26 protein-coding genes are annotated in these 25,643 nt (G+C 64.2%); 14 read left to right on the forward strand and 12 right to left on the reverse strand.

Annotated elements, in window-relative coordinates:
* Window positions 1-10 precede the first annotated feature (10 nt).
* Both FRC98_RS05830 and FRC98_RS05835 read right to left on the reverse strand, forming a co-directional pair.
* The gene (locus FRC98_RS05830) at window positions 11-910 is read right to left on the reverse strand and encodes an ABC transporter substrate-binding protein (RefSeq protein ID WP_146980347.1); all 900 of its coding nucleotides are present in this window, start codon (window positions 908-910) and stop codon (window positions 11-13) included.
* Between the two features lie 278 nt (window positions 911-1,188).
* On the reverse strand, window positions 1,189-1,719 hold the full coding sequence (locus FRC98_RS05835; protein ID WP_146980348.1) for a hypothetical protein: 531 nt from the start codon (window positions 1,717-1,719) through the stop codon (window positions 1,189-1,191).
* 374 nt (window positions 1,720-2,093) lie between these two features.
* Between FRC98_RS05835 and FRC98_RS05840 the strand changes: the two genes are divergently transcribed.
* The 6 genes from FRC98_RS05840 (at window position 2,094) to trpA (ending at window position 8,346) form a co-directional block, all read left to right on the forward strand.
* A complete protein-coding gene (locus FRC98_RS05840) occupies window positions 2,094-3,584 on the forward strand; it encodes a carboxypeptidase M32 (RefSeq protein WP_146980349.1) in 1,491 nt (496 codons plus the stop codon).
* 5 nt (window positions 3,585-3,589) lie between these two features.
* Window positions 3,590-4,552 carry a hypothetical protein gene (locus tag FRC98_RS05845; protein WP_146980350.1) on the forward strand — a complete coding sequence of 321 codons (963 nt, stop codon included), beginning with the start codon at window positions 3,590-3,592 and terminating at the stop codon, window positions 4,550-4,552.
* 207 nt (window positions 4,553-4,759) lie between these two features.
* Entirely contained in the window at window positions 4,760-5,785 is a 1,026-nt protein-coding gene (locus FRC98_RS05850; protein WP_146980351.1) for a penicillin-insensitive murein endopeptidase, read from the forward strand.
* An 85-nt stretch (window positions 5,786-5,870) separates the two neighbouring features.
* The gene (locus tag FRC98_RS05855; RefSeq protein ID WP_146980352.1) at window positions 5,871-6,350 is read left to right on the forward strand and encodes an SRPBCC family protein; all 480 of its coding nucleotides are present in this window, start codon (window positions 5,871-5,873) and stop codon (window positions 6,348-6,350) included.
* Window positions 6,350-7,546, forward strand: coding sequence for a pyridoxal-phosphate dependent enzyme (locus tag FRC98_RS05860; RefSeq protein WP_146980353.1), 1,197 nt, complete (start codon window positions 6,350-6,352; stop codon window positions 7,544-7,546). Before FRC98_RS05855 ends, FRC98_RS05860 begins: the two co-directional genes overlap by 1 nt.
* On the forward strand, window positions 7,543-8,346 hold the full coding sequence (trpA, locus tag FRC98_RS05865) for a tryptophan synthase subunit alpha (RefSeq protein ID WP_146980354.1): 804 nt from the start codon (window positions 7,543-7,545) through the stop codon (window positions 8,344-8,346). The genes FRC98_RS05860 and trpA overlap by 4 nt, the downstream gene beginning before the upstream one ends.
* A gap of 62 nt (window positions 8,347-8,408) precedes the next feature.
* Here trpA and FRC98_RS05870 read toward each other — a convergent pair whose 3' ends face one another.
* On the reverse strand, window positions 8,409-10,652 hold the full coding sequence (locus tag FRC98_RS05870) for a mechanosensitive ion channel family protein (RefSeq protein ID WP_146980355.1): 2,244 nt from the start codon (window positions 10,650-10,652) through the stop codon (window positions 8,409-8,411).
* A 239-nt stretch (window positions 10,653-10,891) separates the two neighbouring features.
* On the opposite strand from FRC98_RS05870, the gene FRC98_RS05875 reads away from it, so the two are divergent.
* Window positions 10,892-11,392: a hypothetical protein gene (locus FRC98_RS05875; RefSeq protein WP_146980356.1), complete on the forward strand. Its 501-nt coding sequence runs from the start codon at window positions 10,892-10,894 to the stop codon at window positions 11,390-11,392.
* Between the two features lie 83 nt (window positions 11,393-11,475).
* Window positions 11,476-12,078 (forward strand): hypothetical protein, encoded by a 603-nt coding sequence (locus FRC98_RS05880; protein WP_146980357.1) that lies wholly within the window; start codon window positions 11,476-11,478, stop codon window positions 12,076-12,078.
* Here the strand turns inward: FRC98_RS05880 and FRC98_RS05885 are convergent.
* Both FRC98_RS05885 and FRC98_RS05890 read right to left on the reverse strand, forming a co-directional pair.
* Window positions 12,035-13,132 carry a matrixin family metalloprotease gene (locus tag FRC98_RS05885; protein ID WP_146980358.1) on the reverse strand — a complete coding sequence of 366 codons (1,098 nt, stop codon included), beginning with the start codon at window positions 13,130-13,132 and terminating at the stop codon, window positions 12,035-12,037. The genes FRC98_RS05880 and FRC98_RS05885 overlap by 44 nt on opposite strands.
* 2 nt (window positions 13,133-13,134) lie before the next feature.
* Window positions 13,135-14,175, reverse strand: coding sequence for a SurA N-terminal domain-containing protein (locus FRC98_RS05890; protein WP_146980359.1), 1,041 nt, complete (start codon window positions 14,173-14,175; stop codon window positions 13,135-13,137).
* A 226-nt stretch (window positions 14,176-14,401) separates the two neighbouring features.
* Between FRC98_RS05890 and FRC98_RS05895 the strand changes: the two genes are divergently transcribed.
* Together FRC98_RS05895 and FRC98_RS05900 are read left to right on the forward strand one after the other, a co-directional pair.
* On the forward strand, window positions 14,402-15,868 hold the full coding sequence (locus FRC98_RS05895) for a vWA domain-containing protein (protein ID WP_146980360.1): 1,467 nt from the start codon (window positions 14,402-14,404) through the stop codon (window positions 15,866-15,868).
* Window positions 15,869-16,008: 140 nt separating this feature from the next.
* Entirely contained in the window at window positions 16,009-16,887 is an 879-nt protein-coding gene (locus FRC98_RS05900) for a PHP domain-containing protein (protein WP_230467319.1), read from the forward strand.
* A gap of 102 nt (window positions 16,888-16,989) precedes the next feature.
* On the opposite strand, the gene dinB is transcribed toward FRC98_RS05900, so the two are convergent.
* A complete protein-coding gene (gene dinB, locus FRC98_RS05905; protein WP_146980362.1) occupies window positions 16,990-18,045 on the reverse strand; it encodes a DNA polymerase IV in 1,056 nt (351 codons plus the stop codon).
* Between the two features lie 198 nt (window positions 18,046-18,243).
* Between dinB and FRC98_RS05910 the strand changes: the two genes are divergently transcribed.
* Entirely contained in the window at window positions 18,244-19,905 is a 1,662-nt protein-coding gene (locus FRC98_RS05910; RefSeq protein ID WP_146980363.1) for a hypothetical protein, read from the forward strand.
* Window positions 19,906-20,085: 180 nt separating this feature from the next.
* Here FRC98_RS05910 and FRC98_RS05915 read toward each other — a convergent pair whose 3' ends face one another.
* From FRC98_RS05915 to FRC98_RS05925, 3 genes are read right to left on the reverse strand one after another with little or no spacing between them, the layout of a single operon-like run.
* Window positions 20,086-20,616, reverse strand: coding sequence for an IS3 family transposase (locus FRC98_RS05915; protein ID WP_283809644.1), 531 nt, complete (start codon window positions 20,614-20,616; stop codon window positions 20,086-20,088).
* A gap of 3 nt (window positions 20,617-20,619) precedes the next feature.
* Window positions 20,620-20,937, reverse strand: coding sequence for an IS3 family transposase (locus tag FRC98_RS05920; protein WP_146980365.1), 318 nt, complete (start codon window positions 20,935-20,937; stop codon window positions 20,620-20,622).
* The gene (locus FRC98_RS05925) at window positions 20,937-21,275 is read right to left on the reverse strand and encodes a DUF1153 domain-containing protein (RefSeq protein ID WP_146980366.1); all 339 of its coding nucleotides are present in this window, start codon (window positions 21,273-21,275) and stop codon (window positions 20,937-20,939) included. Before FRC98_RS05925 ends, FRC98_RS05920 begins: the two co-directional genes overlap by 1 nt.
* A gap of 204 nt (window positions 21,276-21,479) precedes the next feature.
* On the opposite strand from FRC98_RS05925, the gene FRC98_RS05930 reads away from it, so the two are divergent.
* Window positions 21,480-22,715 carry a proprotein convertase P-domain-containing protein gene (locus FRC98_RS05930; RefSeq protein WP_146980367.1) on the forward strand — a complete coding sequence of 412 codons (1,236 nt, stop codon included), beginning with the start codon at window positions 21,480-21,482 and terminating at the stop codon, window positions 22,713-22,715.
* 158 nt (window positions 22,716-22,873) lie between these two features.
* On the opposite strand, the gene FRC98_RS21345 is transcribed toward FRC98_RS05930, so the two are convergent.
* Complete coding sequence (locus FRC98_RS21345; protein WP_230467372.1) at window positions 22,874-23,128, reverse strand: IS66 family transposase; 255 nt, start codon at window positions 23,126-23,128, stop codon at window positions 22,874-22,876.
* Between the two features lie 3 nt (window positions 23,129-23,131).
* Here FRC98_RS21345 and FRC98_RS21350 point away from each other — a divergent pair, with 3 nt between their 5' ends.
* The gene (locus FRC98_RS21350) at window positions 23,132-23,350 is read left to right on the forward strand and encodes a hypothetical protein (RefSeq protein WP_230467320.1); all 219 of its coding nucleotides are present in this window, start codon (window positions 23,132-23,134) and stop codon (window positions 23,348-23,350) included.
* 13 nt (window positions 23,351-23,363) lie between these two features.
* Here FRC98_RS21350 and FRC98_RS05940 read toward each other — a convergent pair whose 3' ends face one another.
* Entirely contained in the window at window positions 23,364-24,215 is an 852-nt protein-coding gene (locus tag FRC98_RS05940) for an IS3 family transposase (RefSeq protein ID WP_146980369.1), read from the reverse strand.
* Window positions 24,215-24,553 (reverse strand): DUF1153 domain-containing protein, encoded by a 339-nt coding sequence (locus tag FRC98_RS05945; RefSeq protein WP_146980370.1) that lies wholly within the window; start codon window positions 24,551-24,553, stop codon window positions 24,215-24,217. Before FRC98_RS05945 ends, FRC98_RS05940 begins: the two co-directional genes overlap by 1 nt.
* A 150-nt stretch (window positions 24,554-24,703) precedes the next feature.
* Between FRC98_RS05945 and FRC98_RS05950 the strand changes: the two genes are divergently transcribed.
* Entirely contained in the window at window positions 24,704-25,384 is a 681-nt protein-coding gene (locus FRC98_RS05950; RefSeq protein WP_146980371.1) for a hypothetical protein, read from the forward strand.
* The last annotated feature ends 259 nt before the right edge of the window (window positions 25,385-25,643 follow it).

Raw genomic sequence — 25,643 nt, forward strand, 5'->3', positions numbered from 1 at the left:
AACCCGCGCCTCAGCGCAGCACCAGCGCGTTGGTCCAGTAGTTGGACTTGCCCGGGCGGCTCTTGATCAGTGCGTTCTCGGCCATCCAGGCCTCAAGCTGGCCGTAGTAATCCTCACTCATCGAAAAATCGAAGGTGAAGCAGGGCACCGTGGCGTCAAAAATCGCCTGTCCGAGCTCGGTATCCAGCGAGTTCTCGGTGGCCTCATTGTAGATCGCGCGCGCTTCTTTCGGGTGCTGGTGAATGAAGTCGATGCCGCGTCCCATCATCTTGAGCAGCGCATCGAAGACCTCGCGTTTTTCCTCAAGCAGCGCCGGGCTCGTGATCAGAATGAGCTGGCAGAAGTCCGGCACGCCCCAGTCTTTGAGCGCGAAGAAGTCGGCGTCGACGCCGCGGTGACGCGCCTCCACGACCTCAAAATTATAGAACGCCAGCGTGGCCACATCGGCCTTATCTTCGAGCAGGGCATCAGTGTGGTAAAAGCTGTTGTTCACGCGCTCAAAGTCGTCGGCTGTGCAGCTGCCGCCGTCGGCGCGCACCATCGTGCCCACGATCGCCGGCCCGCCCGGGCCCGGCGCGCCCGGGTACTGGATGCGTTTGCCGACCATGTCGCGGGGGCGCTCGATGCCCGAGTTTCTCAAGAACATCACGCCGCCGTTGGTGTGCAGAAAGCGGGCAAAGCCCACCACCGCATCGCCTTTGGCCTTATCTTCCACCAGGTGCAGGGGCTCTGTGATCGCCACCTCCATCTCACCGCGCGCGATCGCGTCGACGGCGTCGAGGTGTTCGGCGGGCTCAATCAGCTCGAGTTCAATGCCGGCGTCCTTGAACCAGCCTTTGCGCTGGCCAATGAGGAAGGGCAGGTGGTCGGGGTTGAGGAACCATTCCAGTCCCAGTCGCAGCTTTTGCATCGCAATCCTCGCAATTCAGGGTGGGGTGCATGTAGGAGAACGCCCGAAGCGATCGCAGATTCGAGGCGCAGTGGCAAGGTGGGAGGTTGGGGCTGGCGGAAGGTGGGGGAGTGCGCGGCGATCGAGAAGTGGGGAGGGGCGCGGCGTTCGGAGAGGTCGGGCGTAAGAGATGCGGCCGGATGCAAAAACGCCACACGGCACCTGGGAGGTGCGGTGTGGCGTTTTTTAAACGTAAGAGCTCATAAGATGAATTGTGATTTGGGTGACATGTATGTTTTTCAACCCCCGCTCGGCGGCTGCGGCCCCGGATCGTTACTCTCATCGGGGCACTCATCATAAAAGTCAAAATCAGACCCTGCCGGCCAGCCAATCTCAGTCAGACGGTCGCGCGGAACGCACACGAAGTCATGAAAATAATTGCCTTCGTCGTCTTCGCCGAGAAGCGGCCACCAGGTGCAGGGGGTTTGGCGATTCAGTTGGGTGCCGTCAGAGGTCGAGATGATCGGGTCTTTGCAGTGGTAATAGTACTCTTCAATGGGTTCAGATGAGCCACAATGCCTCGATGTACCCCCAAATCCATCGTCGCGAACGCAGTAGGGACTTTTGTCGGCGTGTTTTAATAGGCTCCATTGAAGCATGTAATCGGTTTGAAACTCCATCTGCTCCATATCTGTGCATCGCGGCGGACGAAGTTCGACATCTTGATCACCAGCGTCTTCTGAATCGATCGAAGAGGCTTCGGAGCAGGCGACAAGGGCCACACACCACATAAAGAATAGAGGTTTGGATAAACGATAAAACACACGCATAGATCTCCTTGAGACGATGTGGCGCGAGGACTTGAGATAGCTATGCGTTCACCCTGTGGGGGGAGGGTGTTGCGGTCAAGGAGGGATCTTGTCTCTGCCTGGAGTGGGAGGGGGAAGGAGGTGGTGAGAGGTTGGCGGGGATGGGGTAAGTCGTCGCGCCAAAAAGGTTTTTCTGACGAGCAGTCGTGCGGCGGTTAAACCCACGCATGGGTGGCGGGTGTGCTTTACGAAATGAGCGCGATTGCGACTTGAAACTTGAAAGCAACGCCGCCTCATGGGTAGGTTCTGCGCGAGATGGCCTTTGTCGGCGGTCGAGCTTCGGGCTCGCTGCCGCAGGTGACCCCCCGGGCAACCCGCAACATCAGGACGAAAAGATGAGCGCTTACGCAGAGTTGGCAGAGCATTTTGGGAAGATCGGTCGGTTGGGCGACGCCGTGGGCGTGCTCTACTGGGATATGGCGACGATGATGCCGGCCGGGGGGGCGGAGGCGCGCAGCGAGCAGATCGCCACGTTGCGGGTGATTCATCATGAGCTGCAGACCGACCCCAAACTCGCGGCGCTCTTTGAGCAGGTGGGTGGAGAGTCGCTGGACGCCTGGCAGAAGGCCAACGTCGAGGAGATGCGTCGGCAGTACACCCACGCCACGGCGGTGCCCTCGGATCTGGTGAGCCGGCTGAGCCGCAAGGGCGCGCAGACCGAGATGGTCTGGCGCTCCGCGCGCGCCGACAATGACTTCGCTCGCCTGGCCCCCCACCTGGCCGAGACGGTGGAGCTTGTGCGGGAGACGGCGCGTATTAAGGCCGAGGCGCTCGGCGTGACGCCTTATGATGCGCTCCTCGACCAGTATGAGCCGGGCGGGTCTTCGGCGAAGATCGACGCCATCTTTGATGATCTGGCGGGCTTCTTGCCGGAGTTTCTGGAAGCGGTGCTCGCGCACCAGGCCGCGCAGCCCGAAGCGGTGATGCCCACCGGTGATTTTTCGGTGGCGCGTCAGGAGAAGGTCGCGCGTGAGCTGATGGCGACCCTGGGCTTTGATTTTGAGCATGGCCGCCTGGATACGAGCCACCACCCCTTCTGCGGCGGTGTTCCCGATGATGTGCGCCTGACGACCTATTACGATCCCAAGGGCTTTATTAAGGGGATGATGGGTGTGCTGCACGAGACCGGGCACGCGCTCTACGAGCGCGGCCTTCCGGCCGAGTGGCGCTACCAGCCGGTGGGCGCGGCGAGGGGGATGAGCGTGCACGAGAGCCAGTCTTTGCTGGTGGAGATGCAGGCCTGCCGCAGCAAGGCGTTTGCGACCTATGTGGCGCCGATTTACAAAGATGCGTTTGCGGGCTCGGGCGATGCCTGGGAGGTCGAGAACCTCTACCGCGTGATGACGCGGGTGGAGCGCAGCCTGATTCGCGTGGACGCCGACGAGGTGACCTATCCGGCGCACGTGATTCTGCGCTACCGCCTGGAGAAGGCGATGCTCTCGGGCGACTTGCAGGTGGCCGATCTGCCGGGCGCCTGGCGCGAGGGCATGAAGGAGCTCTTGGGCATTGAGCCGCCGGACGACCGCGACGGCTGCATGCAGGATATCCACTGGATGGACGGCACCATCGGGTATTTCCCGACCTACACCCTGGGGGCGATGACGGCGGCGCAGCTCTTTGCGGCGGCCGACCGGGAGCTGGGCGATGTGGAAGCGCAGCTTGAGCGTGGCGAGTTCGGCGGGCTTATGGGCTGGATGGGTGAGAAGATTCACGCGAAGGGCTCGTTGCTCTCGACCGACGCGCTGCTCACTGAGGCGACTGGCGAGACCTTGAACGCGCGTTACTTCAAAGATCACCTGCGCCGCCGCTACCTGCCCGAAGGATGAGTCTGTTGGTCGAAGGTAAAACGATGGAGAAGACGCCGCGGGAGGAGGTGCCGCGGCGTTTCTTCGACGATCTCGAAGGCTGGCTGGGGCAGCTCGACGCCAAGAACGCCGCGCTGAGCGCGCGCATTGAAGCGCTCTGTGCGGAGTATCCGAGCGCCGGGCGCCTTCAAGGGGAGCTGGCGAAGATCGAGGGAAGTGACCAGCGCTTTGCCGCGCGGCTTCGCGCCTGGTCCTGGGCGGAGAGTTTTGGGGCGTTGCTCGGGGAGTGGCGCGAGCGTTTGAGCGCAGAAAATGGCGGGGATCGCCAGGCCGTGTGGGGCTGGAGTGAGGCGCGCCAGCGCTTTGTGGTCACCGGGGAGGGCGGTGATTTTCGGGGCAGCAGCTCGACCTGCGCAGAGCTGATTGAGGCGCTGGTGGTGGAGGCCGGGGAGGTCAGCTATCCGATTATTTTCAACCACGACGTGGAGGTAAACCACCGCGCGGTCGCTCGTGCGGCGGCGATGTCGCTCTCGAAGCTCGCTGCGTTGCGGGCTGGCGAGGAGGTCGGTGGGGCCAGTGTGGCGTTCGAGGAGGATGCGGCGAGTGGAGAGGCCCGGGAGGTGGTGCCGGAGCGGGAGCTGGTGCGACAGATTGAAGATTTTGTCACTACCGACCCGCGGGCGCACGAGCAGCGCTGGGTGACGCGGCGCGCGCGCGGGGCGGTGGAGGAGCGGGAGCTTCGCGAGGCCGGTGGCGCCCGGGTGCGCCTTGTGGTGGAGCGTGCGCACCTGCGTGTGCGTCGCATCGAGCAGGCGCGCAGCGAGGTGGTGCGAAAGCGCCATCACGTCTTTGTGGACCCGGCGCCCGAGCAGGTGCACGACCGTTATTTTGCGAGCGAGACAGCGCTGGATGAGGCGGTGGAGTCCTGGCTAAGAGCGCGCATTGAGGCCGGCTTCCGCGTCTTTGAGGAGCGCGTCGCCGAGGCTTGAAGCGGGTTTTGCGGTGTGCAGGTTTTGTGGGTGTAAGTATCCGAAAAATAAGGGGATGGGGCGATGTTTGGGGCCGCGTGAGCGCGCAGGGGGCCCCGGTGCGCCGGCTTGACTTTGAGGTGGAGCTGGCATAACCGGGAGGGTGTTTTGCCTTCTGCGCAGCTCCCCGGTGAGCGACGTATCTCAGATTTCCAGGAGCCAGAGACGATGGTGCGACGACGCAAGAATCTCCTTTTGGCAGGATGTATGACCGGGCTTTTGATGGCCCTGAGCAGCTCCACGGCCCTTGCCGCTGATAACTCCTCTGAAGAGGAGGTTCGCTACCACCAGCTCGCCGATGGCGAGACGCTGGGCACGGTGGCGATGCAGTATCAGGTGGGCATCGATGAGCTTTTGACGTGGAACGATCTGGAGAGCGTGCACGTGCCGCCGGAGACGACCCTGGTGGTCAAGAGCAGCGAAGAGGTCAAAGGCTCTTCTGAGCCTCTGCCGGTGATTCATGTGATTCGCCGCGGCGACACCTTTGAGGGCATCGCGCGCCGCTACGGCGTGTCGATTCGCCAGGTGCAGCGCTGGAACCGCCGGCTTAACCCGCGCCGCCTGCAGCTGGGCGCGCAGGTGCGGCTGCATATCCCCGGGGCCGACGGCAAGTCGGTGAGCTATGGCGCGGCCAACGGCGGGCGGCTCTACAACGGCGTGGCGATGCAGACGACCCCGGGGATGCGCGTGCGCAATGTGGCGCGATCCTACGGTACCCAGCGGGTGGTGCGACTTCTGCAGGCCGCCGGCGCCGATGTGCAGGCGCGCTGGCCCGATGCGCCGGACCTGGTCGTGGGAAGCCTCAGCGTGCGCAACGGTGGCCGGCTGCGTCCGCACCGCTCCCACCAGAGCGGTCGTGATGTAGACCTGACTTACTACCACCGTGGTAACGTGGAGCTGCCCGATTTTCGCGACATGAGCGTGGAGACCTTTGATGCGGTCAAGAACTGGCACCTCTACAAGACCCTGATCGACAGCGGGCAGGTGGAGTTCATGTTCATCGACTATCAGCTGCAGCGGGCGCTCTACGACTACGCCATCTCGATTGGCTACACGCCCGAAGATCTGGAGCCGATCCTGCAGTACCCCCGCGGCGCGAACGTGCGTGCGGGCATCATCCGGCACTCGCGCGGACACCTCAACCACGTGCATATCCGCTTTACGTGCGGGCCTGAGGATCGCGGCTGCCATTGATAAATGGGGCTGTGAGGCCGTGGGCCTTTTAGCCCGAAGATGTTTGAACGATGTGCTGACGCAACGACTTAAGTGAAGGTGATGTATGGCCTGGATTGAAGGTTCGGCGACGAAGACGGTGGTGATGAACGCTCCTCTCGATGAGGTGGCCGAGGTGTTTGTGTCGCCGGCCCATCTCAAAGAGAGCATGGAGAACCTGGAGCGTTTTGAGGTGGTCGACGAGCACACCTACCGCTGGTTGCTCAAGCCGATGGGCGCCAAAGGCATCACCTTTCAGGGGGATTATACGGTACGCTACGAGCGCCAGGGGGATGTCGTGCGCTGGGAGAGCCTGGAGGGCGGCACGATGAAGACCCGCGGCAGCGCGCGTCTTCGTGAGCTCGGGGCGGGGCGCACCGAGGTGAGCTACGAGGAGACGCTGGCCAGCGATCTTCCGATTCCGAAGCTCGGCGCGAAGTTGTTTCGACCGATCGTGGCCGGTGAGATTGTGCGCGGGGTGGAGAGCTTCCTCAATGAGGTCAAGCGCTACGTCGACGCCGGGAAGCACCGCAGCGGTCAGAGCTGATGGGCAGGCCAGCCTGTGGCGCGTTTGGAGAGTTCGGGGGGCGCTTTGTGGCCGAGGCGCTGTGGTCGCCCCTGGCGGAGGTGGCCGAGGCCTTTGAGGAGGCCCTGGGTGACCCGAGCTTCGCGGCACGGGTGCACGGCTGGGCCGAGCAGCGTCTGGGCCGGCCCACGCCACTGAGTCATCTGGGCGGGCTCTCGGAAGCGCTGGGCGGCGCGCAGCTCTGGCTTAAGCGCGAAGATCTGCTCAGCGGAGGCTCGTTTTGCGGGGTGGTGGCGCTGACCCAGGCGTTGGTGGCGGTGCGGCTGGGCCGCACTGAGCTCGTGGGGGAGACGGCCACCGGCGACTTTGGCGTGGCGCTGGGGCAGGTGGGGCTTGCGCTGGGGCTGAAGGTGCGCGTGTTTATGACCCGCGACGATATGGCCGCCGAGCCTGCAGCGGTGCGGCGAATGGAAGAGATGGGGCTATCGCTGGAGCCGGTCGAAGGGCCGGCCCGCGGACGTCGCGGGGCGATGGCCGAGGCTCTGCGTTATGTGGCGTGCGGGCCGGAGCGTGCCTTTTACGTAACGAGCTCTCTGGCCAGCCCCGACCCTTACCCGCGCATGGTGGCGTTCGGGGCCGAGATCATCGGCAATGAGTGCGCCCGACAGCTGCGTGAGCGCGGCGTGAGCGCCGACTATGTGGTCGCGCCGGTGGGAAGCGGCGGGTTTGCCTGCGGGCTTTTTGGCGCGTTTGTGCAGGAGGGCTCGGTGCCCGGCGTGCAGCTGGTGGGCGTGCAATCCGGCGGTGACGCCAGCCCGGGTAAGGGTGCTGCCAGTCTGGTGCGGGGGCGAGTGGGGGTGCATATGGGCACGCGCTCCTTTGTGCTGCAGGACGCGCTCGGCCAGGTGGTCACGCCGCTGACCGACGCCGCGGGGATGGCGATGCCCGTGGTCGGCCCTCAGCATGCGCGCTGGATGCGCACCGGCCAGGTGCAGTACGTGGAGCTCGCCGACGCGGAAGCTTACGCCGCGGTGCGCACCCTGGCGCGCGCCGAGGGCATCCTGGCGTGCCTGGAGAGCGGCTACGCGCTGGCCTACGCGCTGCGCCTTGCGCCCACACTCCCCGAAGATGCGCACGTGGTGGTGGGTTTGAGCGGCGACGGCGCGCGTGACTTAGGGCGCCTCTCGCGCACCCGGGGCGAAGGAGCGACATCGTGAGCGATCGGTTGCAAGGGCTGGAGGAGCGCGTCGCGGCGCGGCGGCCTCTTTTGATGGTGGCGCTGGTCGCCGGCGATCCGCACCTCGACGCCACCCTCGACTATATGGGGATTCTGGCCGAGGCGGGCGTCGATGTGGTCGAGCTTATCGTGCCCTTCTCGGAGCCCGCCTACCACGGGGCGGTGCTGCAGCGGGCGATGGCGCGCGCGGTGAACGAGCAGCTGGAGTGGGCGCAGATCGAGGAGATCGCCGAGGAGTTTCGGCGCTCGTATCCCTCGGTAGCGATGATCGTCTCGACCTACCTCAACCGTCTGATGGCCGCGCCGATGGGGCCGACCTTTGCGGGGCTTAAAGCGGCCGGGGTCGACGGGTTGTGGATCTACGATCTTCCGATGGAAGAGGCCGGGGAGGTGGAATCGCACAGTGAGGCTGCGCAGCTTCCGCTGGTGCGGGCGGTCTCGGCGACGACGTCGCTCGAGAGGTTTCGGGAGATCGCGCGTCGCGCTCAGGCTCCGATCATCTGGACCGGGCATAGCGGCGGGGAGCTTTCGCTGACGGGTGAGGCCTTTGAGGAGCGGCTGCGCACCTTTGGGGAGTACACGCGTCGGCCCATCCTGGCGTCGATGGGGGTGACCACCGGCGCCGAGGCCCAGGCGGTGGTGCGGGCGGCCGACGGAGTGCTCATCGGCAGCTCGGTGGCCTGGCTGCTGGAGGGGCGCGGGCCGGATGTTAAAGAGCGCCTGCGCCGCCATGTGGTGGAGCTGCGCGCGCGGGTCGATGAGGTCGCCGGTAAGGCGTGAGTCCAGCCGGGTCACCGCGGAGAAGTTGGCGCGGTGGGCGGGTAAAAGGCACCTGGTCGAACTTAATCGTCAGACTCGGAGGGGCTATGCGATCGGGCGTTTGCGACCTCGTCGGCGTTGCGGTCGGAGCGCCGGGGGCCAAAGCCCAGCTGGCGGTTGACCTCCGGCAAAAAGTCCACGCTGCGCAGGTGCAGGTCGCGCTGGGGGAAGGGGATCTCGATGCCCGCCTCGTGCAGGACTTCCCATAAGATGAAGTTGAACTTGCCGCGCAGCTTGCGCTCGGTGGTGCTGCGGCAGTCAAAATGCACGAGCAGCTCAAAGTCGATGCTGTTGTCGCCAAAGCCCACCAACCAGACATCCGGGGCGGGGTGTTTGAGGATGTTGTCGTCGCGGCTGGCCGCCTCCAGCAGCAGCTCTTCGACCTGGCGCGGATCGGAGTTGTAGGAGACGCCGATGGGGATGTGCACGCGTACGATGGAGTCGTGGAAGGTCCAGTTGATGATGCGACCGCTGACGATGTCTTTGCTCGGGATGAGCATGTCGTAGTTGTCGGGGGTGCGCACGACCACGCTGCGCGCGCCCACCGCCTCGACGCGGCCGTAGACATCGTTGACCGAGATGAAGTCACCCTTTTTGACGGCGCGGCCAAAGAGCAGAATAAAGCCGCTGATGAGGTTCTCGGTGAGGTTCTGCAGGCCAAAGCCGATGCCCACGCCCAGGCTGGCCATCACCACCATCACCGCCGAGGGCTGCACGCCGAGCGCCACCATGCAGAGCACAAACGCGACCACGATGAGCGCGTAGTTGATAAGTGTGTTGACCGCGTAGGCCACGCCCACATCGACGTTAAGCGCCGGGTAGACTTTGGCGTTGAGCAGCGCTTTGAAGAGGCGAATCGAGAGGACCGTCGCCACCACGATCAGCGCAATGGTGAGCAGGCTGTAGATGGAGATGGCGACGTTGCCCACCGAGACGAAGGGCACTTTTAAGAGGGCGACGACCGGCTCGTAGAGAGCGAGCAGACGAAGCGCCAGGGTAACTACCAGCAGGCCGCCCAGGGCGAGTGTCCATTGCTCGATGGCGCGCAGCAGCGGGGAGGCCAGCGCGTCTTCTTCGCCGCCGGCCTCCTCGCGGGCTTCTTCGCGCTTGTGGGCCACATAGGCGCGCAGGCGCTCGGCGGCCGAGAATGAGAGCGTCAGCAGCACGATCAGCGCATAGCCACGCGCCAGGATGAAGGTCGCCGCGTGCACAAAGCCGGCGGCGTTGAAGAGCAAGAGCGCGATGGTGACCGCGAGCATCCCGTAGTAATTCGCCGAGATCGCGCGCCGCACCATCGCGTAGAGCGGGGAGCGCTGGGGGGCGGGGAGCAGCGCCAGCACCGCGTCGCGGGCAAAAAAGAGGTAGAGCGGCGCCAGCGCCAGGGTCAGCCGGAAGGCGAAGTACACAAAGCCAATGGCGTCCGGCCGGTAGTCGAAGTGATAGAGCGCGGTGAGCAGCAGTAAAAAGCCCAGCGAGATGCGCAGGGTGATCAGCGCAAAACGCTCCAGGCGCAGGTAGTGCTCGGTAGCGCCCGCGTCGACCGGGCTTAAGCGTAGCGTGGTGACGATGATGGCGTGGGCCGCGCGGTAGGCCAGCAGCCACCACAGCGCATCGGAGAGCACGCGGGTCCACGCCACGCTGGAGAAGGCGGCCTGGATCGGGAAGTAGCTCAGCGCGACGAGCAGGGCGATGGCCGCAGCGCGCCCCAGCAGGAGCGCCAGGCTGCGCAGGAGGCTTGTGAGCCAGGGGGAGAGGTCGACGTGCACCAGAATCTGGGTGCGTCGGGCCACGCGCTGGGCCTGACGGTCGAGCAAAATAAAGAGTACCCCGAAGACCAGCAGGATGAGGATGGGCACCGCCCAGTCCACCAGCACCCAGGGGTTGACCTGGGCGATGTTCTCGCGCAGGTCGCGCAGGCCATCCCACAACGCGTAGGCGTCGGTGAGGAGGTGGTCGGCCAGGCTCAAATCGAAGAGGAGAGGCTCCCGAACCAGAAAGTCGGCGTAATTTTGTTTCAGCAGGGTCTGAGCCTGCTCCAGGCCGGGCTCCACCGAGTGCACATCGACGCCGGGGGGCTCGGGATCACTCTCCCCACCGCTCTCCTCGCCGCCACCTTCACCGGAGGGCTGGGGCGGACCGACAAAGGGGATGTCGAGCTGCTGCGCGTGGAGCGGGCCGAGCATCGCGAAGGTCATCGCGAGGAGTGAGGCCAGCGTCAGCAGAAAGCGCAGCGTCGGGCGTGACTTTTGAGGCTGGGAGTCGAACATAGGTGCCAGGGCCGTCGACGGAAGATCATCGGGGAGGTGAAGGTTTCGTAAGCGCGCACGTCAATGTACGTGGCGACGCGACGTTCGTCACCTGCGGTGAGGTGCCCTGGCGCGGTGCGGGACGGCCTGCGACGGGCCCTGAGCCTGTGGTTGCCTGACCCACCCCCTGCTGTTATAACTCCGTGCTGTCCACAGACCTTCGCGCGACGTGTCGCGATATCCATTTGAGGAGATACCCCATGAAGATCGCTCGTTTTTTCGCCGTGTTGCTGGTCACGCTGTTGCTCTCGTCGGTCGCAGTCGCTCAAGAGGCGGTGCAGAATGAGGAGTTCGGCGTATCGGTGACGCCGCCGAGCGCCTGGGAAGTCAACGCCAGTGATGACAAGGCCGTCGCCAACTTCAAGCACGCCGAGACCAGCAGCCAGATTCAGGTCATCGGCACCAAGCTGATGAGCCAGGACGTGGCCGACGTCTTCTTCAGCACCTTCCACAAGACCCTGACCGAGTCGAGCTTCGAGCAGCAGAGCAGCGCGGCGTCGACCATCGGTGAGCGTGAGGGCAAGCTGAGCAGCTACGCCTACACCCACTCCGGCCAGACCGTGAACGTGGTGGTGTTTGAGTTTCTGCGTGAGGGCACCGCCTGGCTGGTGATCGGCTACATGCAGGACAGCGAGGCGCAGAACCTTCGCGGCGACTTTGATTCGGTGGTCTCGTCGATGAGCTTTGAGGCGGCCGAGTGAAGCTGAGCTTTGCCAGCTTTTGCAGGCCCGCCGCTCTGTGGAGCGTGCGGGCCTGTGTCGCTCTGGCGCTCGGGGGGAGCGTGATGAGCGCGCCCTCGCCAGCGCAGGCCCAGACGGCCGGGCCGCAACGCGGTGAGCCATTGCTCTCGGAGGCTGATGCGGAGGTGCAGCGCGCGGACGACGGCCTGCCGCCCACCGCCAGCGGTCGCGTGGAGCCGGAGGCAGTCGAGGCGCGGGCGGAGGCGGTCACCCTCGAGGAGATCGGCGCGCGTATACGCCGCCCCACCGGGTGGATCATCGTGCCTTCGGGGCGCGGCGCCGTGGCGACCTTTCGGGCCACCAGCGACAGCGAGGCGCAGATCGAGGTGCGCCTCAGTGGAGAGATCCTGGTGGGGCGCGCCGAGCGCTACGCCCAGAGTTTTCAGAACCAGATCCAGGGGGCGGGTTTTCGGGTGGAGACGGCCGAGCGCGACGTCGACTTCGGCGGTCGCACAGGCGATCTTCTCACCTACGGGGTCGATGCCGACGGGGAGTCCTACAGGCTGATGACCTGGCTGCACCACAGCGAGGAGCAGATGTGGGTCTTTTCGCTCTTCTGCGTTGAGGGGCGCCTGGAGGCCTACCGCGAGGTTTTTGAGGAGCTCATCGTCGCGATGACGTGGAGCGACGGCGAAGGCGCCGAGTAAGGATTCCAAGAACGACAAGGAGGAGGGGCGCCGCCGGGGCGTTTGCCGGCGCGCGGGTGTGGGCGCAGCCCCCCGGCGCGCGATCAAGCTCGGGAGAGGGGGCAAAGGTGCAGACCGAGGCGTCGTCCTCGGCGCGTGGCAGGCAGGCAAAGTGGGTGGGGCAGTCGGCATCAAGGTTACAGGGCTCGGAGCAGTAGCCGGTGCCGGTGGGCGCGTGGTCGATGAGGCAGAATTCGGGGCAATGCATGAGATCAAAAGCGCAGTAGTCGCCGGGCTGGCCGCGGTGCGGATCGCAGACGCCGTCGACGCAGCGGCCGGCGTCGGGGCAGTCTGTGTCACGTGCGCACTCGCGGCCCTCGGCGGGGAAGAGGGCGCAGAGGCCGAGCTTGTCGTCGGCGCTCAACGTGCGCTGGCGGCCGTCGCGCAGGTAGGCCGCGCTCATCGCGGCGGCGTTGTGGGCCAGTGTGTGGGAGAGGCCCAGGACGTGGCCGAGCTCGTGGGTGATCACCGCCTGCAGGTCGACCGCAGGGCGCTCGGGCTCGGCAAAACGCTGAAAAGGGTCGGGCGATGGTCGCCAGACGACAGCTGTGCTGTTGAGGGTGACGCTTGCGCGCTCCTCAGGAGAGGTGGGGTAGGTGGTCCAGGCGATGCGCTCGGCGTTCGGGCCGATGCCCGGCTCAAAGTTCAGCTCCACCGCCTCCACTTCGCTGACCTCCTCGCCAGCCTGCACCTCGGTCTTAAAGGCGACCTGCGCACAGCTGACCGCGTTCCAGGTGCGGGCGGAGGCCTCCATTGCCGCGATCACATCGCCGGGCTGCACGCCTTCGGGGAGCGGTCCTTTAAGGCGCAGCGTCAGCGGCAGATGTTCGGGCTCGGGGGCAAAGCCGTTGAATTCGGCGCGTGGGGAGTAGAGGAGGTCGGCCAGGGCGCCGGGGGGGGAGGTGGGAGCGGGGTCCCAGCGAAGCTCGGCAGCCACGGAAAAAGGCGCGAGCGAAGCGAGCGCTGCCAGCAGGGCGGCGCTTCGACGCAACACCCTGGCGAGCGCGCGGGGCATGGTCACTCTCCGGCAGGTGTGTCGAGGCGCTCGATCGTGGCGCGCTCGCGTAAGCTTTGCAGGAGGGCGCGGCGTTTGGATTCGAGCAGCGCGCGGTTGGCCCGCTCGCGCAAAAGCGGCTCAACCTCGTCGAAGTCGCGCACGCCGGCTTCGCGGCGCTCGTGCACGCAGTAGACCGTCACGCTGCTGCCGTCGGGCGCGGGCACCACCGCGCTCTTTGCCGGCGCGTCGCCAGCACCGAAGAGCCGGAACCCGGCCGCGGCCGGAAGCTGATGGCGCTGACGCCAGCCCAGCTCCCGGTGCGTTGCCTCCTCGGGGAGCGTGTCGGGGGCGCATTTCGCGCGGCTGATGCGGGCGGCGCGCTGACGGTCGCGGGCCGAAAGGGTGACGCTGCTGACGCGTACTCGCTCGGCGGCGGGGCGGCCGGCGGCCACCCGCGCATAGATCTCGCGCAGCTGCGCCTCGCTGACCGCGGGCTCCTCGGCCGACTTTGAGCCGTCCTCACCCAGAAGCGTGTGCTCCAGCACCATCGACTCGTGGACCTCCCGACGAAAGTCGCTCATCGAGAGGCCTTCGGCTCTGAGGTAGCGCTGAAACGCGGTGGTGGAGCCGAAATGCTCTTCGACGCGCTCCTCAACGGCCAGGTCCACGCGTTTGGGCGCGATCTCCACGGCACTCTGCGCGATGTGCTGGCGCAAAAGCTCATGGTCGATGAGGCGGTCGATGACCTCGGCGCGCTTGGCCTGGCGAATGTTTGCGTTAAAGGGGCGGCGCGCGTGGCGGTAGAGCTGGTCGATGCGATCGAGGCGCTGCTCCACTTCGGCAGCGTGAATGGGCACCTCGTTGACCCTGGCCACAACTTCCGACGCCTCCACTGCGGCCGCAACGCCGGCCTCCTCTGCACCCTCCGGGCTCACCTCGCCAGACGCCTCCGCTGAGACTTCGGCAGGGGGCTCCTGTAAGCCCGGGTCGCAGGCCAGCACCGGGATCGCCAGGAGCAGCCCGAGGGTCTTGGAGGTCAGGATGTGCAGTAGGTGGTTCATAAAGGCGTCTTACAGGGAGTGGCCGGGGCAAGCAACAGGGGCGCGTCGCGTAGAGAGAATGCCGCGCATCGCCGCGTGCATTCCCGGCGTGGAGCGGCAGCGAGGGCTTCGACACGAAAATGTGTCGAGAAATTTAGATCCATTGCGATGCGGCACCGTTGGTAGTCGGGAAGGCTTTGATGATCGCGGCTCAGAGTGGAGCTGCCCCGACAAATAAGGAGAGGTCATGAACACGTCGCAGGTTGCATGGATCGTACTGGGTGTGGTGGTGGGGCTGATGGTGGGCCTGCGTCAGGCGCCGCAGCTTCAAAACACCGAGACGGTGCTGCCCTCGCTGGCCACCGCAGCTGGCGAGGCGCTGATGACGCCGCTGACGCCGTCTGCGACGACCAGAGAGAGCGAGCAGAGCGGCGCGCTGCAGCTGAGCGCGGAGCTGGCGCACGCGCAGGTGCTCGCTGAGCGCGAGTCCGAGACCTACCTCGATGTGCAGCTTCAGACGGGGGAGTCTCGCGCGGAGCGTCGCCCGGCGCTCAATGTGGCGCTGGTGCTGGACCGCTCCGGATCGATGGGTGGCGAGCCGATGGCGCAGGCCCGCAACGCAGCGGCGCGCTTCCTGGAGCGGCTGCAGCCCGGCGATCGCGTCAGCGTGGTCTCCTTTGGTGCAAACGCCCGTGTGGATGTGCCTTCGCAGCCCGTCGATGCGCATAACCTCCCCTGGTTGATCCGCACCATCGATCGCATTGATGCCCTGGGCGCCACGCACCTGAGCGGTGGCATTGAGGAGGGGGCCCGCACGCTTCTGGCCTCGCGCCAGGCAGGCTCGGTCGACCGCATGATCGTGATGACCGACGGACTTCCCACCGCCGGTATGACCGGTGACGAGGAGCTGCAGCGCCTGGTTCGCGGGGTGCGCTCGCAAGGCATCTCAGTCACGACGCTGGGCTTTGGCACAAGCTACAACGCCGATTTGATGGCGTCGCTGGCCGAGGAGGGCGCCGGCAACTACAGCTACATCGCCCGCGCCTCCGACTTCGAGCAGGCGTTTAGCGAAGAGCTCGACGCCCTGGCCACCACCGTCGCCACCGGCGTCACGCTCACGCTGATCCCCTCGGCCGGCGTCCACTTCGAGGAGGTCTACGGCATGCCCGTCGACGTGGGCGCCGGGCCGCTGACCCTGGGGCTGGGCGATCTTCGCGCCCAGACCAGCCGCCGGGTGATGGTGCGCGTCAAGACCCGCGGCATCCCGCGCGATGGCAAGGCGGCCATCCGCGCCATCCTCACCTACCAGGATCGCGTGGCCGAGCGCCCCGTGGAGAACGAGCTGCTGGTGGAGGCCAGCACCACCGGCGATGACGTCGCCATGGTCAGCAGCCTGCGCCCCGAGGTGATGGTGCGCGTTCAGGAGGCTATCGCCCTGCGCGCCATCCGCGAGGCCACCCGCGACTACTCCCGCGGCGATCAGAAAGCGGCGACCGAGCGCCTCAAGCGTGAGCGCAGCCGCATGGAGGATGTGATGAGCCGCTTCAGCCTGCCCAAACGCGCCCTGGCCCCGATCTCCGATGAGATGCAGAATGTGAGCTTCGGCATGGAGCGCGCCGCGCCGAGCTCGGCTGCGGGCCGCTCGCTGAGTTTTGAGCGCAGCGAGCGCGACCTGGAGCTGGAGCGTGGTGAGGCCGCCCCGGGTCGCTTCTGATATCGCCATAAAACAACGTCTTCGCCCGCTCGCCGGCGCTTGACCCACGGGGGCCTGGCCCCCAGATTGTGCCGCGGCAGACGAGGTCTGCCGCGGCACTTTTGTTGATGGTGAGCGAGCCCCCAACCCTGCGAGGCCCTATGAGCACTTTGAGCTGGCCGGCCGACGGCCCTATGGAGATCCACAGCCACTCCACCGTCAGCGATGGCACCTACGAGCCCGAACGCATGGCCGAGCTGATGGCTGAGAAAGGCGTGGCCCACTGGGCGCTCACCGACCACGACACCACCGGCGGCCTGGAGCGCGCGCGCGTGGCCTGCGCCAGGGTGGGCGTGAGCTTTATCAGCGGCATTGAGATCAGCGCGCAGTCCGAAGGAAAGTCCATTCATGTGCTCGGCTACGGCTTTGACCCCGAGGAGCCCAACCTCGCCAGCTACGCCGAGAAGATGGAGGTCGCGCGCCACGAGCGCATGGCCGAGATGGTGGAGCGGGTGCGTGGGCTGGGCCTGGAGGTCACGCTGGACGATGTGATGGCGCAGTCGATCCAGGGCAACGTCGGCCGGCCCCACCTCGCGCGCGCGCTGCACGCCCGGGGGCTTGTCGACACCCCGCAGGAAGCGTTTGATCGCTGGCTGCGCGCCGATGGCCCGGGCTATGTGCCCATGGCCTACCTCTCGGTGGATGATGCGCTGGAGCTTATCGCTGGCGCCGGCGGCATGGTGATACTCGCCCACCCCGGCCGCTACACCACCATGGTCGATCATCTGGATCGCTGGCGGGAGGCCGGGCTCTTTGCCCTGGAGGTACGCCACCCCTCTCACGATCTGGCCACCGAGCGCCGGCTCGTCGACGTGGCGCAAAAGCACGATCTCAGCATGAGCGCCAGCAACGACTGGCACGGAAGCCTCCCCGACGACATCGAGCGCCTGGGCCGCGTGAACTTCAGCCCGGCCTGGCGCGACGCCTTCTTCGAGCGCTTAAGCCAGACCGCCTGGGCCGAGAGCCAGGGCTGGCGCTGAGCCTGCCGGCGTAGAAAGGGGAGCGCCTTTTCTGCGCGCCCCCTCATGATCCAAAAAAAACGCGCCGAGTCGTCCCGGCGCGTTTTTTTATGATCGAAAAAATTAGAAAAAAAGTTCGAGCTGTTGGGGGAGGTCGTCGTACTCGTGGTCCAGGCGCACGCCCACGCCCAGCAGGCGCACGGCGCGTTCGCTGCGCTCGAGCGCCTCGGCCAGGAGCGGGGCGTAGCTATCGAGGGTGGGGTCGGTGAGTTCAGCGCGCTCAACCGTGGTCTGGCGAAAGTCGTCGAATTTGACTTTCACAAACACCGCGCGAATGGGCGGGCGTTTTTTTCGGCCCAGGCGCCGGTGCAGGCTCTCTATCAGGGCGGGCAGCTTGGCGGTGCAGGCCTGAAGGTCGGGCAGGTCGTTGGCGTAGGTGTTTTCCACGCTCACGCTGCGGGCGACCCGCTCGGTGCGCACCGGCCGATCGTCGATGCCTCGCGCCAGTTCGTAGAGGCGTTTTCCGCGCTTTCCAAAGCGGCGCACGAGCTCGGCGAGTTCGATGCGTTGGAGATCGCCGCAGGTCTTGACGCCCATGTCATGGATGCTGCGCGCGGTGACCTTGCCCACGCCGGGGATGGCTTTGACGGGCAGCTCCTGCATAAAGGCCGCCACCTGATGGGGGGCGATCACCGCCTGACCGTCGGGCTTGTTGAGCTCGCTGGCCACCTTGGCCAGAAACTTGTTGATCGATACTCCGGCCGACGCCGTCAGACCGGTCTCCTTGAAGATCGCCTCGCGAATGGCGCGGGCGCAGAGCGTGGCGCTGCCGTGGTGGTGGGGGGTGTGCGTCAGGTCGAGAAAAGCCTCGTCGAGGGAGAGGGGCTCGATCTGATCGGTGTAGCGCTCAAAGATGCGGCGGATCTTCTGGCTCTCCTCGCGGTACACGTTCATGCGCCCGGGCACGATGATGAGCTGGGGGCAGAGGCGCATCGCGTAGGCCGAGGCGATCGCCGACTTGACGCCGAACTTTCGGGCCTCGTAGTTGGCCGTGGCGATCACCCCGCGGCGTTGCGGATCGCCGCCCACCGCGATGGGGCGACCCCGCAGCAGCGGGTCGTCGCGCATCTCGATGGCTGCAAAAAAGCAGTCCATATCGACGTGAATGATCTTCCTCATGAGCTCTTTCGCCTTACTCTGGGCCGCGCTCGGGTTCCGGGCAGGCTCGCCGGCTCTTTGTAACAGGCTTGAAACGCTTGAGAAATTCTCAAGTCCTCCTTTGACAAGCCGGCGGCCTTTTCTCTATGAGAGCCCCGGACCTCAGGTCCAACCCTCACCCTCAATCCCCATCCAGAACATCCTATCGGGAGGTCGTACATGCAGTACGTCAATCGCAAGTCCCTGGTTGTCTCGCTGGTTCTTTCCCTGGCTGCCTGTGGCGGCTCTGAGATTCAGGCTGAGCCTGCACCGGACCTGACCATCGAGTCGATCGAAGCCGGCGACGTCTGCGCGACCGGGGGCATCATCGTGTATGTCGATGGCGTCGAGAGCGCCACGGTCTGCAACGGCACCGACGGCGTCGACGGCAATGATGGCGAGCCGGGCACCGACGGGGACGCTCCCGAGGTGGTGGTGGAGACCATCGAGCCCGGCGATGTGTGTGAGGCCGGCGGCCAGGAAGTGCGCGTGGAAGACACCGACGGCACCGTGCTCAACACCGCGGTGGTCTGCAACGGTGTCGACGGCGAAGCGGTCGCTCCTCAGGTGGTCATCGGTGAGGCCCAGAACTGCGACTTCGGCGGCGTCTCGGTGACCATCGGCGACGCGGATCCCTTTGAGGTCTGCGACGGCGCCGACGGCGAAGCTGGCGAGCCGGGCGAAGCCCCCTCGGTGAGCGTGGGCAGCCCGGCGGACTGTGAGTTCGGCGGCGTCTCGGTCACCATCGGCGATGCGGCTCCCTTTGACGTGTGCAACGGCGCCCCGGGTGCCGATGGCGAGCCGGGCGCAAGCCCCGCCATCGACGTGACCAACATTGACGCCGGCGGCGTGTGTGGCGAGGCCGGTGGTTACTTGATCACGATCACCGACGCTCAGGGCGTCGAAGAGACCGCCACGGTATGCAACGGCGAGGGCGGTGGTACCACCGACCCCGACCCCGACCCGGTGACCGTGATCACCGAGTGCATGATCGTCACCGACGCGGTGACCACGCCTGAGGGCACCGCGGCTGACGCCGACGGCCTGGTCAGCGTGGAGGTCGATGGTGTGGGTACCGATGTACCGGCGACCTTCGTGGCTGAGCTGGGCTACGGTGATGTGGGCACCGACCCGGGCACCTGGACCTACGCCGAAGGCATCGCCGATGCCACTGGTGAGCTTCTCGGAGAGTTCGGTAGCTCCATCGTCGCTGGCGAGTATGGCTTTGTCTGGCGCGTGGCGCTGGAAGCCGGCGACGCCTGGACCTACTGCGGTGTGAACGGCACCTTCGACACCTTCACCGAAGCCGACGCCGGCTCGCTTAGCGTGACAACGGCAGCAGTACCGCAGACGATCGTCGGATGGGATTTCGCCACCGATCTTAACGCCAGCGAAGGCACCGGAAGTGGGGAGTTCTTTCTCAACGGTGTGCCCACGACTTGCCTCGCGGAGAGCGGCAATCAATGGCGTTGCGATAACCTCCCCGAAAGCACCGACTTCTTTGACGCCGACGGTGTCACCCCTCTGGCGGACACATACTACCGTTTTGAATCTTCCTTCACCGCGTTCCAGAGTATCAGCGTGGAGTTCCAATACCGCGCCACGGGGACTGGGCCTACGCTGATGCAAATCGCCGCCGAGTTTGCCGATGGCTCACTGGAGTTTTTGAGCGAGCCCTTCGTGGTCAACAATGATGGTAGCTATCCCACGGAAACTCTGGCGCTTCCGCCGGCTGCCGGTGAAGCCGGGCCGGTCGCCTACCGCTTCTACCCGTATGGAGCCAGTGGTTCCGGCGGAAACATCCGCTTCACGAATGTCACCTTCACCGGTACCGCCCTCTAATGCTGCGGGCAGACATCGGTAGCTGATTAAAAACCCCGGCGAGTCATCGCCGGGGTTTTTTCGTTCAGGGAAAGGGGCCAGAGGCTTAGCGGCGCACAAAACAGGGTCAAGGTGGGGAGGAGGCCTGGGTGCCGAGGCGTGCGCGTTACGGCGTCGGAGGCTTGTAGTGCCCCCCATAAATCAAGCCACTAACTCGCCAAACTGAGCACCATACTTAGCCGGTGATTTGTACCCGAGCGCCTGGTGGGGTCGCTCGGTGTTGTAGAACTCAACCCAGGTCTCAATCGCCTCCCGGGCCTGCGCAAAGGTCTTGAAGTTCGTCATCCAGATGCACTCTTCTTTGAGCGAGCGGAAGAAGCGCTCAATCAGCCCATTCTGCTGCGGCGTATAGGGCGTGATGAACTCCTGGGTCAGGCCGTACTGCTTGCAACTCCCGGTAAACGACTTCGATGTGAACACCTTGCCATTGTCGCTGCGCAACACCGGTCGCGACTCGCCGTTGGGGTAGATAAGGCCGAAACGCTTCAAGCACGCGCTCTCCAGGGCTCGCTGCGCCTCCACGGCGCGCCCGCGGCGAGCGACGTCGATGCCAACAATCTCGCGGGTGCAGCAGTCAATCACGGCCATCACGCCAATCCAGCCGTCCTGCTCGCAGTACAAACTCGTCGCGTCCATCGCCCAGCGCTCGTCAGGTTGCGACGCCTGGGAGATGGATTAAATCACGCGCAAACGAGGCGTATTCACGATGCAGCGGGCCTGCCAGCCGTTTTCGCACATCAGGCGCTCCACGCGTTTTTTGTTGATGCAAAGCAGGTCTCGAAAACGCAGCCACGCCCAGATTCGGCGGTATCCCCAGGTCGGGTATTCTTTGACGAGCTCCTCCATACGCTCCACGAGCTCACGCTTCTCGCGCTCCTTCTCCAGGTTGACCACCCGGCGGATCACCCCATTTTTCTGCCTCCATACCGTGGAGCGGTTCAGCCCCAACAATCCGCACAGCCTCCGCTCGCTCATCGTCGGGTGACGCTCCATCAATCCTCGGAGCGCCACCCGGAGCCAAAAGGGTCGAGCCTGGCCATGTGATGGACCTCCTTGATGACGTCGATGTCCATCACCAGCTCGCCAATCTTCTGCTGGAGCCTGGCGATTTGGGCATCTTTGCGCTCAATCTCTTCCTTCGGGCGGCTCTTCAACCCATTCTCACCCGCATCCAGGAAAATCTCGTACCACTGCTCAATCTCGCTGGGCTTGAGGTCGTACTGGCGCGCAGCCTCATTCACCGTGGTCTCTCCCCGGATAATCTGCAGCACCAGCGCGGTACGACGCTTCGAGGTCCAACGCTTGATTTCTTCAGGTAACTCTTCGCTCATCTCACCCTCGTAAACTGACGTCCTGGCCAACACCCAACCCGATTCTGACAGGTTTGGCCTGGCCAGGCACCATTGTCATAAAGGTGGCTTGATTGTCAGGGGGGCAGAACACAGCTTTTCAAATTGTTACGCTTGTGCTAGCGGTTTAAACGCTCATATTCTTAGTTTCACTGAATTTATCCCACCAGTTTCAAGAGGCCCCCCGTGTTTTTAATTCGTCGTGATGCGTATTGGAGATGGTCATTTGTCGTGCTTGCCATCTTGATGTCGGGCAGTGTTTTCGTCGCATGCGGTAGTGATTTGCCACCTCCTCAGGAGGTCAGCGATCCTGATCCCGTGCAATTGTCGAACGTGGCGGCTTCGCTGGACTCGGATACCCCCCATCCCATGCTCGAGGAAGCCACAACTCTGCTTGGTGAAGGTTTGAGTCCGGCGGAGCACGACTATTTCGCGAGCGTGAACTGGGTGGAGATGGATCCTGAAGCGATTCTTTTTGACCCGGTGATGCAGAAAGCAGTGGCGCGTCTGAAACCCATCTCCGAGCGTTATGATCTCTTTCAGCCCGATGGGAGTGTCGCATCCCTTAGCTGTACCTCGGATGAGTGTCAGACGCTACGAAATTGGGTCGGAATAGGAGTCGCCGTTGTGGGGACGGTGGCGGCCTGTACGGCAGGGGGCGCGGTCACGTTTGGCTTGGCAGCTGTTGGGTGCGGCGCGCTTCTGGCAAGTTGGATCGGTAGCGCGGATGCCAATGCGGCCGATCTCGAGCCTGGGGACTTCGCCGATCGAGCCGCGTGGGAGGAGGCCCAAGAGCAGAGCGATGAGGGAGATGTGGGCAGTGACTTCGACCCGGATAGCGGCGGCGACGTGGATGTAAACACCGAGCCTGATGGGAGCGATGAGCCTGATGGGAGCGATGAGCCTGATGGGAGCGATGAGCCCGATGTGAGCGACGAGCCCGGTGGAGGCGAAGGAGGGGAACCGGACACTGATTCCGCGATTACGAATATCGTCGAAAGTAGTTATCCATATGTCAATATCCCCGACGGAAATAACCGTACTATGCCTAATGAGTTTGAACCAGACTTATACTCCTGGGTTAATGATTTAATGTTGATTTCAGAGTGTGAATCCGTGCTTGGTGTCGAGGTCAGGGTGGATATTTATCACACGTGGAGTGTTGATCTGTATGTTTCATTGAGAAGTCCAACAGGCGTAGAAGTAGCGTTGCATGATAGGTTGTTGACTGGGCAAGATTTACATGATGTTAATACATTCGTGGCCACGACCTACCCGACGGAAGTTATGCCGAGCGAACCACTGGATGTGCTACTCGGCCAAGAGGGAGGAGGTGTGTGGACATTAAATGTCGCGGACACGTACCCGGGAGATACGGGTATATTGAATGGTTGGACGTTGACGTTGGCATGTTCGCGCTAGTCTTTTTGAGTTTGAATAGAATGCTAAACAGTTAGGGAATGTCGCGACAGCTGCTTCGAGGCGGAAAAAAGTGAATGGGCGTTTTTCGATAACCGGGAAGGTGTGGGAAGAGTAGAAAATCTCGAGTAAACCTTCAGCCCCCCTATTTCCCTAATCGTTTATGCCAGCGCGAGCACCGGCGCTGCCCTCTCACCGCGTAACGCTTCCATCGGAGCGGTGATGTAGTCGAGCAGGCTACGCCCCTGGCGAGGGCAGGTTTCGGCAGTGGTCCAGAGTCGCTCCATCAGCCGCAAGCCCGCCTCGCTCTTCGAGCCCCACGAGAGCTTGCGCGGAATCACCGGGCCGCGCAATGCGCGTTCGGCACTGTTGTTTGTGGGCTCAACACCCTCGTGATCGAGGAAGGTCCAGAGCATCACGTGTTTGGCATCTTTGAGCAGCCAACCAATAAACCCGGCCCGCTCCTCGCGATCGAGAGCTGCACCATCACCGCCCCCTCCGCCGTGGCGATGTCGGCCGGCACCAGCGCCGACGCCTTCGGCCAGGTGGTCGTCGAGGAGTTCGGCCAGGGCGTGGTCGATGTCCCCGCCAGCTTTGTGGCGGAGCTGGGCTACGGCGACGTGAGCGCCGACCTGTAGTGCCCCCCATAAATCAGGCCACCAACTCGCCAAACTGAGCACCATACTCAGCCGGTGATTTGTACCCGAGCGCCTGGTGGGGTCGCTCGGTGTTGTAGAACTCAACCCAGGTCTCAATCGCCTCCCGGGCCTGCGCAAAGGTCTTGAAGTTCGTCATCCAGATGCACTCTTCTTTGAGCGAGCGGAAGAAGCGCTCAATCAGCCCGTTCTGCTGCGGCGTATAGGGCGTGATGAACTCCTGAGTCAGACCGTACTGCTTGCAGCTTCCGGTGAAGGACTTCGACGTGAACACTTTGCCATTGTCGCTGCGCAGCACCGGTCGCGACTCGCCGTTGGGGTAGATAAGGCCAAAACGCTTCAAGCACGCGCTCTCCAGGGCTCGCTGCGCTTCCACGGCACGTCCTCGGCGAGCGACGTCGATGCCAACAATCTCGCGGGTGCAGCAGTCAATCACAGCCATCACGCCAATCCAGCCGTCCTGTTCGCAGTACAGGCTCGTTGCGTCCATAGCCCAGCGCTCGTCAGGTTGTGAGGCCTGAGAGATGGACTGAGCTACACGCGGGCGAGGCGTATTTACGATGCAGCGGGCCTGCCAGCCGTTCTCGCACATCAGGCGCTCCACGCGTTTCTTGTTGATGCAGCGCAGGTCTCGAAAACGAAGCCAGGCCCAGATTCGGCGGTAGCCCCAGGTCGGGTACTCTTTGACGAGCTCCTGCATCCGCTCCACGAGCTCACGCTTCTCGCGCTCCTTCTCAAGGTTGACCACCCGGCGACTCACACCCTTTTTCTGGCGCCAGACCGTGGAGCGGTTCAACCCCAACAACCCACACAACTTCCGCTCACTCATCGCCGGGTGACGTTCCATCAATCCTCGGAGCGCCACCCTGAGCCAAAAGGGTCGAGCTTGGCCATGTGCTGGACCTCCTTGATGACGTCGATGTCCATCACCAGCTCGCCAATCTTCTGTTGCAGCTTCGCGATTTGGGCATCTTTGCGCTCAATCTCTTCTTTTGGACGGCTCTTCAGCCCGTTTTCACCCGCATCCAGGAAGGTCTCGTACCACTGCTCAATCTCGCTGGGCTTCAGGTCGTATTGGCGCGCAGCCTCGTTCACCGTCGTCTCCCCGCGGATAATCTGGAGTACCAGCGCGGTACGACGCTTCGAGGTCCAACGCTTGATGTCTTCCGGCAACTCTTCGCTCATCTCACCCTCTTAAACCGACGTCCTGGCCAACACCCAACCCGATTCTGACAGGTTTGGCTTGGCCAGGCACCATTGTCATAAGGGTGGCTTGATTGTCAGGGGGGCAGAATAGACCCGGCCACCTGGATCTACCGCACCGGCATCAGCGATGTGACCGGGGAGCTTCTGGGCGACTTTGGCACCGAGGTTGCCGTCGGTGAGTACAGCTTTGTCTGGCGCGTGGCGCTCGAAGAGGGAGACGCCTGGACCTACTGCGGCGTCAACGGCACCTTCGACACCTTCGCGCCGGCCGACGCCGGTACCCTGACGGTGGCCGCCGCTGGCGAGCCGGTGACGATCGCTGCCTGGGATTTTGCCGGCAGCTCGCTCACCGCGTCCGAAGGCGTGGGCAGCGCTCAGTTCATCGAAGGCGGCGTACCGACCTCCTGCAACTTCTACGGAAGCGACGATGAGTGGACCTGCGACAACTTCCTGATGGACACCGAGTTTTTCCAGCCCGACGGCGTCACGCCGAAGAGCAACGTCTACTTCCGCTACGAGGCCGACTTCACCGGCTACAGCGACATCAGCGCCTCGGGGCTCTTCAAGGTCTCCAACTCGGGTCCGACCCACCTGCAGATCGCCGCGGAGTACGGCGACGGCAGCCTGGAGTTCATGGCCGAGCCCTTCGAGATCACCGCGCGCAACACCGAGTTCAACGCGACCTTCGTGCTGCCCCCGGCCGCGGGCAACTCGGGCCCGGTGGCCTACCGCTTCTACCCCTACAACCCCAGCAGCACCGGGGGGAACATGCGCATGATCACCATCAGCTTCGCCGGTACCGCCCTCTAAGCCTTCAGGCACATCTCGGTAGCTGATTGAAAACCCCGGCGAGTTATCGCCGGGGTTTTTTGATCAGGTTTTTCATTCAGGTTTTTTCGTTCAGGGAGGAGGGTGATGTTGGTGGGGAAGGGGCTTTGAGGGCGCGGGTCGCCCGCGAACCAGGAGGCTTCTGTCAGGAGAGGGGGGCCAACACCCCCTCGGGGCAGAAGAGGCCCGGCCTCGGAGGCTTAGCGGAGCTCCCAGGCCAGAGGGCCTCTGGCCTGGGAGG

Source organism: Lujinxingia vulgaris (genome assembly GCF_007997015.1).
In the GTDB taxonomy this organism is placed as follows: domain Bacteria; phylum Myxococcota_A; class Bradymonadia; order Bradymonadales; family Bradymonadaceae; genus Lujinxingia; species Lujinxingia vulgaris.